This window comes from Leifsonia psychrotolerans, from assembly GCF_013410665.1.
Lineage (GTDB): Bacteria > Actinomycetota > Actinomycetes > Actinomycetales > Microbacteriaceae > Cryobacterium > Cryobacterium psychrotolerans_A.
The window spans coordinates 1,359,730-1,370,681 of the sequence record NZ_JACCFM010000001.1 but is presented as its reverse complement, the minus strand read 5'-3'; the positions used below and the strand labels follow the sequence as shown (position 1 = coordinate 1,370,681).

11 protein-coding genes are annotated in these 10,952 nt (G+C 64.0%); 8 read left to right on the top strand and 3 right to left on the bottom strand.

Going from position 1 to position 10,952, the window contains the following annotated elements; translation table 11 throughout:
- The first annotated feature begins 90 nt into the window (after positions 1 to 90).
- Positions 91 to 1,776, top strand: a complete 1,686-nt coding sequence (locus HNR05_RS06460) for a copper resistance protein CopC (RefSeq protein WP_179578280.1) — start codon at positions 91 to 93, stop codon at positions 1,774 to 1,776.
- A gap of 69 nt (positions 1,777 to 1,845) precedes the next feature.
- Here the strand turns inward: HNR05_RS06460 and HNR05_RS06455 are convergent, their stop codons facing one another.
- Positions 1,846 to 2,952, bottom strand: a complete 1,107-nt coding sequence (locus tag HNR05_RS06455; protein ID WP_179578279.1) for a sensor histidine kinase — start codon at positions 2,950 to 2,952, stop codon at positions 1,846 to 1,848.
- The gene (locus HNR05_RS17915; RefSeq protein ID WP_179578278.1) at positions 2,927 to 3,604 is read right to left on the bottom strand and encodes a response regulator; all 678 of its coding nucleotides are present in this window, start codon (positions 3,602 to 3,604) and stop codon (positions 2,927 to 2,929) included. Before HNR05_RS17915 ends, HNR05_RS06455 begins: the two co-directional genes overlap by 26 nt.
- 401 nt (positions 3,605 to 4,005) lie before the next feature.
- On the opposite strand from HNR05_RS17915, the gene HNR05_RS06445 reads away from it, so the two are divergent.
- Positions 4,006 to 4,266 (top strand): DUF6458 family protein, encoded by a 261-nt coding sequence (locus HNR05_RS06445; RefSeq protein WP_179578277.1) that lies wholly within the window; start codon positions 4,006 to 4,008, stop codon positions 4,264 to 4,266.
- Between the two features lie 63 nt (positions 4,267 to 4,329).
- Positions 4,330 to 5,079 (top strand): phosphatase PAP2 family protein, encoded by a 750-nt coding sequence (locus tag HNR05_RS06440; protein ID WP_179578276.1) that lies wholly within the window; start codon positions 4,330 to 4,332, stop codon positions 5,077 to 5,079.
- A gap of 7 nt (positions 5,080 to 5,086) precedes the next feature.
- On the opposite strand, the gene HNR05_RS06435 is transcribed toward HNR05_RS06440, so the two are convergent.
- Positions 5,087 to 5,899: a DUF1206 domain-containing protein gene (locus tag HNR05_RS06435; RefSeq protein WP_179578275.1), complete on the bottom strand. Its 813-nt coding sequence runs from the start codon at positions 5,897 to 5,899 to the stop codon at positions 5,087 to 5,089.
- 38 nt (positions 5,900 to 5,937) lie between these two features.
- Between HNR05_RS06435 and HNR05_RS06430 the strand changes: the two genes are divergently transcribed.
- The 5 genes from HNR05_RS06430 to HNR05_RS06410 all read left to right on the top strand — a co-directional run bounded on the left by HNR05_RS06430 (position 5,938) and on the right by HNR05_RS06410 (position 10,950).
- On the top strand, positions 5,938 to 6,678 hold the full coding sequence (locus tag HNR05_RS06430) for a phosphatase PAP2 family protein (RefSeq protein WP_179578274.1): 741 nt from the start codon (positions 5,938 to 5,940) through the stop codon (positions 6,676 to 6,678).
- Between the two features lie 45 nt (positions 6,679 to 6,723).
- Entirely contained in the window at positions 6,724 to 7,692 is a 969-nt protein-coding gene (locus HNR05_RS06425; RefSeq protein ID WP_179578273.1) for a diacylglycerol/lipid kinase family protein, read from the top strand.
- A gap of 39 nt (positions 7,693 to 7,731) precedes the next feature.
- Positions 7,732 to 9,339, top strand: coding sequence for a phospholipase D-like domain-containing protein (locus HNR05_RS06420; RefSeq protein WP_179578272.1), 1,608 nt, complete (start codon positions 7,732 to 7,734; stop codon positions 9,337 to 9,339).
- A gap of 155 nt (positions 9,340 to 9,494) precedes the next feature.
- The gene (locus HNR05_RS06415) at positions 9,495 to 10,226 is read left to right on the top strand and encodes a phosphatase PAP2 family protein (protein ID WP_179578271.1); all 732 of its coding nucleotides are present in this window, start codon (positions 9,495 to 9,497) and stop codon (positions 10,224 to 10,226) included.
- 58 nt (positions 10,227 to 10,284) lie between these two features.
- Positions 10,285 to 10,950 carry a response regulator transcription factor gene (locus HNR05_RS06410; protein ID WP_179578270.1) on the top strand — a complete coding sequence of 222 codons (666 nt, stop codon included), beginning with the start codon at positions 10,285 to 10,287 and terminating at the stop codon, positions 10,948 to 10,950.
- Positions 10,951 to 10,952: the final 2 nt, after the last annotated feature.

Genomic DNA, 10,952 nt, shown 5'->3' with positions numbered 1-10,952 from the left:
CACAACACGCACCGCCGCCCGGACATCGGGGCCGGGCGGCGGTGCCACCGGCCTTGCACGGTCACTCCCATGCAGGACAAGGAGGCTATTGTGCCGAGAAGAACGCCGCCCGGGACCAGTAACCCGGAAGCCCGCGCCCGGGGCCTGCTGGTCCGCTGGCTCCTCGGGCTGTTGCTTGCAACAGTGACGCTGCTGCTACTGCTGCCCGCGACCCCGGCCTTCGCCCACGCAGAGCTGCTGTCCACGATGCCGGCAGACGGTGCGTTATTGGCTGAGGCGCCAAGATCTGTCGCTCTGACCTTTGACGAGGAGGTCTTTCTGGTTCCCGAGGGCTTCCAGCTCTACGACGCCAACGGCGGCCATCGCACGGTGTCTGCGGAGGCTGTAGACGCGACTGTTCGTGTTAACCTCCCGTCTGGGCTCGCCGAGGGCAACTACGTGCTCGGTTGGCGGGTGGTTTCCGACGACTCTCACCCGGAATCCGGGGTTCTGTCGTTCACCGTGGGCCTAGCCAGTGCATCGGTACCGACCGTCGTCGAGAACGACGCCGGGCCGGTGGACGCCCTCTACGGGATTCTCACCGCGCTTGGCTATCTGGGCCTGTTCTGTCTCGTGGGCCTCACCGTTTTCGACCTCTGTGTCGCCCGTACCTCGGCGGTGGGCCATCGGCTACCCCGGGTGGCCGCACTCGTCGCCGTGAGCGCATACGTGCTGCTGGTGCCCCTCGCTGTGGCGCGCCAGCGGGGGCTGGCTCTCGGTGCGTTAGTCAATCCAACGGTCGTCTCCGCGGGATGGTCAGGGGGTGCTGCGGTGACGCTGGTCCTCGCCGCCTCCGGGGCCGCGCTGATGCTGCTCGGGGGGCGGTTGCCGCGCCGGGCGGGCGTGTGGGTCGGGGCGGTGGGGGTCGCGGTGGCGCTGGTGTCGGTGCTCCCTGTCGGCCACACCCGGACATTCGGACCCAGCTGGCTGGTGATGGGCGCCGATGTGGTCCATGCCGCAACGGCAGCGGTGTGGTTTGGAGGTCTCGTGGCTCTGATCCTCCACGTGACCCGCGCCCGACGGCGGAAGGACGATCCGGCCGAGGCGGCCAAGGTCCTGGCCAGGTTCTCCACCCTTGCAGGGGGTCTCGTCGTCCTGCTGGGCATTACCGGGACAATCTTGGCCGTGGTGATCGTCGGTTCGGTGCCTGCCCTCGTGGGCAGCGCCTACGGTCACCTGTTGCTGGCCAAGCTCGGCATGGTCGCGCTGATCGGCGGTCTTGCGGCGTGGAACCGGTTCGGCCTCGTCCCTCGCCTAGAGCGCGATCGAATCACCTGGCAGGGCTGGCGTCACCTGACATTGGCGATCCGACTGGAAATGGTGGGCTTGGTGGTGGTCATTGGGCTCACCACAGCACTAACGCTGCAGAACCCTCGCGCGACCGACACCTTCGCTGAGCCGACTCCCGTGGGGATTCCGGTGCTTGCCGAGCTCGGTACCGGTCACCTGACCGGCCGGTTCGGCCCGGGCGTGGCGGGGGTCAACATCATCACATTTTCCCTCACCGACGCGGGGGGTGCCCCCATCGAACCGCTCGACATTCCGCAGGTCAGTGTGTCCGAGCCGAACCTGAGCCTCGGACCCCTGGCAGCCACGGTCGAGCCCGGGATGACGCCGGGTAGCTTCCGGGCCGAGGTCGTGCTGCCCGTGGCGGGTCAGTGGAAGATCACTGCCGCTGTTCGGATCAACGAGTTGGAGCGGCCGGCAGCCATCACCGATGTGGTCGTCGTGGAATGAACCAAACCGGTTCCAACGAGAAGTGCGACGCCGGACGCTCCGCGCCCGAACGCGGAGAGGCATCCGCTTTCAGGGGCGAACGTCGAGCAATTCACCGGGGGGATCACGGTCTGCCGAATCGTAGACGGTTTCGGCGAGGGGAGGAGGGAGCGCTGACAGCAGCGGGAGTTGAAGAGTGAAAGTGGTACCGTGACCGAGCGAGCTGGTCACCGAGACGGTCCCGCCGCGCGCTTCCGTGGCGGCTCTGACGATAGCCAGACCCAGGCCGCTGCCCGCCCTCTCGCCTGCGGTCGACGCGGTCCGGAAGATCTCGAAAACGGTGTCCAAATCGGCGGCGGGAATGCCCGCGCCAGTGTCCTGAACGGTCAGTACCAGGTGGCCGCCCCGCGCATCCGCTGTCATCGCGATGGTGTCTCCGGGACCGGTGAACCTGACCGCATTCTCGAGCAGGCAGTCCAGCACTGCCTCGAGTCGCTCGTTATCGCCTTGCACAGTGCCGACTGCGCTCCGAGCGCTCCAGATTCGGTCGGCCGTAACCGACCATCTGCGCAAGATTTCGACCAGCATTCGGTCGACGTCGACCGGCTCGGGTGCCGACACATCCACGACCCGGACCAGGGTGAGCAAGTTGGTCGCCAATGCGGAAGCCTTGACGAGTTCGGCCACCACTAGTCGGGCGTCCTCGCGCACCGTTGGCTCGGCTGACTGGTCAGCGATGAGTTGCGCGTAGCCGCGGGCGATGGTCAATCGGGTGCGGACCTCATGCGAACCAAAACGGGCGGCGTTCTCCCGCTGCTCACTGCGGTGACGTTCCGCTTGCTGCAAAGCCTGCAGCCGAGCCTGTGCGGTCCACTGCCGGTTCACGTGCCATATTAACAGCGAGATGATGGCCCCCATCAGGAAGATCTCGCTACATTCTTCCCAATTGATGACCCCGGTCATCGCGTGGCGGACGAGGGCCACCCCCGTCACTATTGTTATGACGATGAAGACGACGACGGTGGCGCGTCGAGGCCACGGGCATAGTCCGTAGAGGAGCGCGAAACTGGCCCAGACGAGGTGATAGGGGATAGTTTCATTGCCGGGCAGCGCAAAGGTGAGGTAGCAATTCACCCCTGCGAAGATCGCCCACGCGACGACGAGGACTGTCTTAAGCCGTGATCCGATATCCAACATTACGCACCGTTTCGATCTTGTCGTTGGACAGTTTCCAACGCAGCCGGCGAACGCAGACGTCGACGACGTTCGTGCCGGTGTCAAATTTCGTCCCCCAGACCCACTCGAGCAGTTCGGCCCGGGTACACGGCTCGGGTGCCCGCTGGACGAGGAAGGACAACAGCACGAACTCCCGCTGGGTCAACGGAATGCGGCGCCCCTCGACCACGAGCTCCCGTTGCAGAAGGTCGATCTCGATTCCCGCGCTGCGGAGGTAGCGGGTGGCCTTTGCGGCCGAGGCCATCGACATTGCGGGCGTCCGTAGACGGGTATTGACCCGGGCGAGTAACTCGGCATTGTCGAACGGTTTGGCCAGGAAATCCACTGCACCGCCCTCCAGAACTCTGACTCTGGTCGTCACGTGTGTCATCGATGACAACACCAAAACTCGACTCGAGGGACGAAAACGCATCAGCTCGGCGAGAACATCCTCGCCGCGTCCGTCCGGCAGCAGGAGGTCCAGGAGGATGAGATCCGGGTCGACTGTGCGGATCGCACGGAGGGCATCGACAGCCGTGCCAACCACGGTGACGGTGTAGTCGGGAACGCAGAGGATGCGGCCGAGGAGTCGGGCCAATACGGGCTCGTCCTCGACGACTACGATTCGATTCACGTCGGTGTCCGTTTCTCCCGCGTCGCGTCAGTTTCGCCACGTGCGGGGGGCAATCGCACAACTTCAATTCCGGTTCGCGCCACAGCCGGGTTTCCGTGGCTGCGAAAGCAATGTAGCGCGGATGTCCTCCAAATGGGGGACTCGCAGGCACCCCCAAAGGGGGCACATTACGCATCGGTGAAAGTGCGTCTCGTCGCTGGTGATAGGGGCAGGGAGGGCACATGCATCCGGTCGAGGGACGAAGGGATCGCTGAGGGCTGACTGCTTCAGGGCTGCATCGCAGCCCGCTCGACGATGAATGAGTATCATTGGCCCATTCGGTATGACACGAAGTTGAGTGTCAGACGACATTCACAGAATCGGGCGGACCAGCGATAGAAATTCGCTCGGAGAGGATAATCATGGGAATCGGTACAGGAATTGCGTTAGTTGTGATCGGAGCTATTTTGGCGTTCGCGGTCAACGTTGATCTCGGCGGAGTCGTGAACCTCTCCCTCATCGGCTACATCCTGATGGGGGCCGGTGTCGTGGTGTTCCTCATCAGCCTTGTCCTTGTGTTGCGTCGCCGTACGTCGACTGCGACGACCCGCACAGCGGTCGATCCCGCGAGTGGTGAGCAGATCACCCGCAGCACCCGCGACACGAATGACCCTCTGGTCTAACTTCTCTGGAGTGACTCGACCTCGGTGCAAACGTGGGGTGGGTTGTTCGAAGGGAGGTCAGCGATGACAGTACCTGCGAGCGACGCGCCTGGGGCCCTGCGTCGGTTCCACGAGAAGTTCATCGTCGAAGTCCGACCTATGCCGGCACCCTCGCGCCGCAACCTGTATATCGTTGCCGGCGTGCTCGCCGCGATCGGGTTGGTCGCTTTCTTTGTGATTCTGGATTCCGTGCGGGAGAGCGACGGTCTTTCCGTGATCGACAAACCGGTACAGGCGTGGCTAGAAGGGCTGCTCTCGCCGACGCTGACGGTCGTGATGGCGATCATCGCCACGGTTTTTGGGCCGATCGCCCTGCCGATCATCGTCCTCGTTACCACGGTGTGGTGGGGTTTCGCGGCACAGCACGCGTGGCGTCCTGCGCTTCTTGCCGTATCCATGATCGTTGGTGTCGCGACTGTCCAGATCCTTGCTCCCGTCATTGACCGCCAGCGACCGGCGATCAGCACAATGCTGCTCGGGGTGGATCACACTCCATCGTTTCCGTCAGGGCATGTGATGGGTGCGACCGACTTCCTCCTGATCACCACGTTCCTGGTATTCTCGCGTCGCCGTAATCCGGTCGGGACGGTGATCGCTTTCATCGTGGCAGTCATCCTCGCCCTCGCGACTGCCGCATGCCGGATCTACTTGGGATACCACTGGCCGACCGATGTGCTCGCCTCCATCTCGCTCTCCCTGGTACTGCTCGGGGTCGTGATCGCCGTCGACACCGGGCGGACTGTTCGAGTCGAGCCGCCAGCAGCGCCGGAGTAGGAGCGGATCAGAGCAGGGCGAGTCGAGCGCGGAAGAACGCGTAGATGCCGTAGGTGATCCACCCCACGCCGATCGCGATCAGCACGGCGACGCCGAATGGCACACTGAGGAACGACTTGAGCGCACCGTCCAATCCGGTCGTCTTGCTTGGATCGTGTGTCGCAGCACCGATGAGGAACAGCACCCCGACCGCGCCGAGAGCCACTCCGCGGGCCACGTAGCCGACAGTGCCGAGGATTCTCACCCCACTGCCCGCGAGACCGGATGGCACACGGATGTCCCGTTCGAAGCGTTTGCTGACCCCCTTGAACACCATGTAGCCGCCAACGCCGAGCAAAGCCAGCCCAATGACGAAGACGATGACGACGCCGCCTGGAGTCTTGATCAGCGCGGCCCCCATCGTGCTGGTGGATTGGGCAGAACTCGCGGTTCCCCCCATCGCGAAGGTGTAGGCGGTGAAAGCGAGGACGAGGTAGATGATGCCTTTGGCGAGGCTCTCCACGATGTGCGCGGCCCGCGAACGCTTGCCATCCCAGGAGTGATCGAGTACGGCGCTGAGAAGCAGCCACAGGCCGAGGGAGGTAAAGGCGATTGCGGCGGCCCACAACAAAAACAGGCCGCCCGGAGCCTGGGTGAGCTGGGCGAGCGCCCCGGACTGGTCGGCTTCCTTACCGCTGCCGGTGCCGGTTGCCAGGGCAATGGCGATGGAGCCGATGATGATGTGGAGAAGCCCGCTTGCGACGAAGCCCGCGCGGGCGAGAACGCGCAGCGCCGTGCTGTTCTGGGCCGTCTGGGCCGCCTGCTTCGGTGAAGAGGCCATGGCGCCAATCATAGCGACGCCCCGCCTACGATCGATGAATGGACGAAAAGTTGAGGAATATCGTCGACGGGGATGGTCCTGGTGAGGTGCGGATCGCTCGATTGTGGTGGGTGGTCTCGGGTGCCGGGGCTATTCTTCTCGTCATCCTCCTCGCTGCGGTGATCTTCTACCGAGAGGCCAATAAGCCGTTCGGCTTCGAGGTTGAGTGGATGGGGGAGCTGGTCGAGGCGCGCGCCCCGGTGTGGACGATCCCGGCGCTCGTGTTCAACTGGGTCGGCGGCGGTATCAGTTCAATTGTCTTCGTGCCGCTCACAATAATTGGTGGGCTGTTGATCTGGCGGCGCCCGTGGGCAGCCCTCTATTACGCGGTCGCGGCCGTGACGAGCGTGACACTGGTGCTGATCATCAAGAACCTTGTGGGGCGCCCGCGACCGACGGAGATCCTCGTGCAACCCGATTTTGGCTCCTTCCCGTCCGGCCACAGTGCGAATGCGGCACTCATTGCGACGACGCTCGGCATCATCTTCTGGCGAACATGGATCTGGGTGGCCGGTACGGTCTACACCGTTCTGATGATGCTCAGTCGGACCTACCTCGGTGCCCATTGGATCTCGGACACTATCGGCGGCTTGCTCATTGGGGTCGGTGTCGCAGTCATCCTCTGGGCACCTTTCGCCATGCGGCTCTACCGTGAGCGACGGCTACCCCACCCGCCGATCTGGGTGAAGCGGGGCCGGCATCCTGCGCTCCCGGATGCGGCGGGCCAGGTCAAGCCATAACCCCCAAGCGTGTGTGTGGATTGACACGCCCCGTAGGGTGGGTGCATGCGCGCTACCGTTATCTACAACCCGGTCAAAGTCGAGCTGGATAGTCTCAAGGCCGCGGCGGCTCGGGCCGAGAAACGCCACGGCTGGGACGAATCTCTGTGGATCGCGACGACCGAGGAGGATCCCGGCGTCGCCCAAGCAGGCGAGGCCATTGAGAATTCCGCCGATGTCGTGATCGCCGCTGGGGGCGACGGCACCGTTCGTGCAATCGGAGAGGGCTTGCATGGCTCGGGAATCCCTCTCGCGCTCCTGCCCTCCGGAACGGGCAACCTACTCGCGCGCAACCTCGACTTATCGCTGCGTGACCTCGACGACGCCGTCGAGACGGCCTTCTCAGGCGTCGACAGGCCGATCGACGTGGGCATCATCGACCTCCGGCGGCCGGAGTCGTCGGTGGATCGCCGTGCATTTCTCGTGATGGCAGGCTTGGGTATCGATGCCCAGATGATCGAGAACACCGATCCCGCCCTGAAAAAGCGCGCAGGCTGGCTGGCCTACGTGACCTCCGTCGTCAGGTCGCTTCGCGACGGCAACGAGCTCCATGTCCGGTATCGTCTGGGCGACGGTGCCACTCGTCGGTCGACGGTGCACACGTTCATCGTCGGCAACTGCGGGTCGCTCCCCGCCAACATGGTGCTCATGCCAGATGCGCAGATCGACGACGGTCTCCTCGACATCGTGATGCTGCGTCCGGAGGGCGCGCTGGGGTGGGTGCGGATCTGGATTCGTGTGGCCTGGGAAAACGGGATCCTCCGGCGCACTCGCACGGGTCGGCGCCTTCTTGGTAGGTCGAAACCCATCAGACCACTGGTATATGAAAAATGCGCGACCCTCGAAGCAAGCTTCGGGCGGCCCGAGAAGATCGAGCTGGACGGGGATGCTTTCGGTGAGGTGACCGCGATCCGTGTGAGCATCGACGGCGGAGGCCTGCTCGTCCGCATGCCGCGCGACGAAACGGCAAACTGACTGCTCCTCCTGCATGTGGCCCTGAGTAGAATTCGTGGGGTGAACAACGACGTCGGTGAGTGGTTCCTGAACCATGCAGAGCGGGGGAACGCGGCTGGCGCGCAACCCGGGTCTGTTGAGCCACGCTCGTGGTCGGAGGGCAACCTTGTTCGCCCTCTTGTGCACGGGGCGACATACTTCGCCCGGTTACACGAAGAACTAGCGGCATTGCGGCCCGGCGACCGGGTCTGGTTCACCGACTGGCGTGGGGATGTGGACGAGCGGCTGCTACCGGATGGCCCAACGATCGGCGAGTTGCTCGCGGGGCTCGCGGCTGCAGGGGTGAAAGTGCGGGGGTTGGTCTGGCGGTCGCACGGCGCGCGCGCGTCGGCGCCGATGAGCGGAACAACTAATGCGCTCTTTGGTCGCCAGATCAACGAGGCCGGGGGAGAAGTCCTGCTGGATCAGCGAGTGCGTCCGTTTGGGTCCCACCATCAGAAGTTCTTCGTTCTTCGGCGTCGTGACGATCCGTCGCGGGATGTCGCGTTCGTCGGCGGGATCGATCTCTGCCACAGTCGCCGTGATGATGCCGACCACGCGGGTGACCCGCAAGCACTGAGCATCAATTCCCGGTATGGAGACCGGCCCCCGTGGCACGATGCCGCTCTCGAGCTCCGAGGCCCCGTCGTCGCCGATGTGTTGGCCGTGTTCGCCGAACGCTGGAATGACCCCAACCCCTTGGACAGCCGCACCCCGTACCGGATGCTCGTGCAACGACTCGCCGACATGCCCCGTCACCCCAAGCCGCTCCCCGAGGCCGCTCCGCCCCCACCCCCGGCCGGTCCGCATGCTGTTCAGTTGTTGCGAACCTACGCCCCGAAACGGCCGCCGTTTCCCTTCGCTCCAGCCGGGGAGCGCAGCATTGCGCGTGCCTATGTGAAAGCCTTTGCCCGAGCTCGCTCATTCATCTATATCGAGGACCAATATCTGTGGTCGGCGGAAATCGCCGGGCAGCTCGCCAAGGCGCTCATCCGCAACCCTCAGCTTCAGGTGATCGTGGTGGTGCCCCGCTACCCCGACTCGGACGGCCCTCTCGCGGGGCCCCCCAGTCGTCTCGGTCAACTCCGTGCACTCTCGATGCTGCATCGCGCAGCACCTGACCGGTTCGGGGTATTTGACCTCGAAAACGTCGGGGGTACTCCGGTCTACATCCACGCGAAGATCTGCATCATCGACGACACGTGGTTCACCTGCGGGTCGGACAATTTCAACCGACGCTCGTGGACCACGGACAGCGAAATCACCTGCGCCGTCCTCGATGCCCCCCACGACAATCGGGTCGAGCGCGGCGTACGCATTGAAGATCAGCCTTCTGACCGGTTAGCCCGAGATTTGCGTCTGCAACTCTGGGCCGAACATCTGGGCCTCACGCATGATGACCCCCTGCTCGATACCGAAGACGGCCTCACGCTCTGGAGGTCCGCTGCGAATGCTCTGGATCAGTGGCACGAAACCGGACGCAGCTCCCCGCGGCCGATCGGACGCGCACGCCAGCACCACACTGAACCCGTCTCCCGGCTTCAACGCCTCTGGGCGGCACCGATCAACCGAATCATTGTTGACCCGGACTCCCGACCGCGCAAATTGCGCCAGACCTCGCAGTTCTGAAATGCACGGTAGTGCGCTCACCACGCCACAGCCGATGAGTATTCGAGGTGCGCAGTGGCGGTGCGAGCAGAGAACGCATTCTTAGAGGAATCTGAGGCTCCCGGTCGCAGACTCAAGTGGTTGGCCCGATGGAAGCCACTGCAGAAACGAGTGAAATGACAGTGTTAATTTCGATGCCCGACGTGTCGACGGCGAGGCGGGCAGACCCCCTGCGCCCTCTCGCCCACCCGGTTTCGCTGGTCATCGCGAGTGTCGTCGCACTCTGCGCGGTCGTCGGATTCGGTTTGTTCGTCGCCGGTTCGTCGGGCTGGTCGACCTCCGAGCTCGGCGTCGATCAATGGCTGAGCCTGCGACACTCACCGGTTCTCGATGGCATCGCACTCACGATTGCCTGGCTGTTTGATCCGGCAATGGCCGGGGTGATCGTCCTGGTCTCGGCAGCGGTTGTGGGAATCGTCACCCGCAACCCCGGGCGGGTTCTGACGCTGCTTGGCATGATCGCCGTCGCCTGGGGCGGAAGCGAAGTGCTCAAACGGATCGTGCACCTGCCACGACCCGATGCCACCCTGCTGGCGCATCCACTGCTCACCGAGCACTCGTTCAGCTACCCAAGCGGGCACACGTGCTTCGTTGTAGCCCTCGGCGCCGCGGTGATCTTCCTCGTTCGGGATCACCGGTATCGACCGGTGATCACCGCCGTGGCGATCCTCGCGACGGTTCTCGTTGCGGTGTCTCGCGTCTACCTTGGTGTTCACTACCCAACGGACGTCGCGGCGTCGATCGTCTACTCGGTCGCGGCATCCATTCTTGCGCTCGTCGTCTGGTTGCGGTACGTGTTGCCGCACTTTCCGGCCGCACTCAGGGAACGGCCGTCGCGTCAGGTCTGAACTGCGTGGAAAGGGCAGTTAGATTTGTCACCAAGCGAAACGGAAAAACGAGCACACCATGAGCACGACGCAGCCTCGACTCCTTCTGATCGAAGACGACCGCGAACTCGGACCGCTGATCAGGGGCGTGCTTGAGGCGACCTACCACGTCGAGTTGGTGGCCGACGGCCAGGCTGGCCTTGACCTGGCCATCCGTGTCGATTTCGACGTACTCGTCATCGACCGCCGGCTGCCGACCCTCGATGGGCTGAGCGTTGTGCAGGCGTTGCGCGCGCACCACGTCACGACGCCGATCCTGCTTCTCACCGCGCTCGGCACGATCGCCGACAAGGTTGACGGGTTGGATGCAGGCGCCAACGATTACCTGGTCAAGCCATTCGATTTCGACGAACTGCTCGCCCGCCTCCGGGCGCTTACCCGGGAGTTCACCAGCGAGGGACCGGCCGTCGACATCGGTGAGTGGACCTTTTACCCGGATGACCACAGCATCCACTCACCGCACATCGGTCGCATCCTGTTGACGCCCCGCGAGTCAGATCTGTTGCGGCTGTTCGCCACCCAGCCTGATCGCACGTTCAGCCGCGAGCAGGTCTTGCATACTGTCTTTCAGGTCGGTGAGCAACCGGGAACCGTCGATACCTACGTGCACTATCTGCGCCGCAAGACCGATAAGGACATTGTGTTGACCGTGCGGGGCCGTGGCTATCGTTTGGGCCAGCTGTGAGC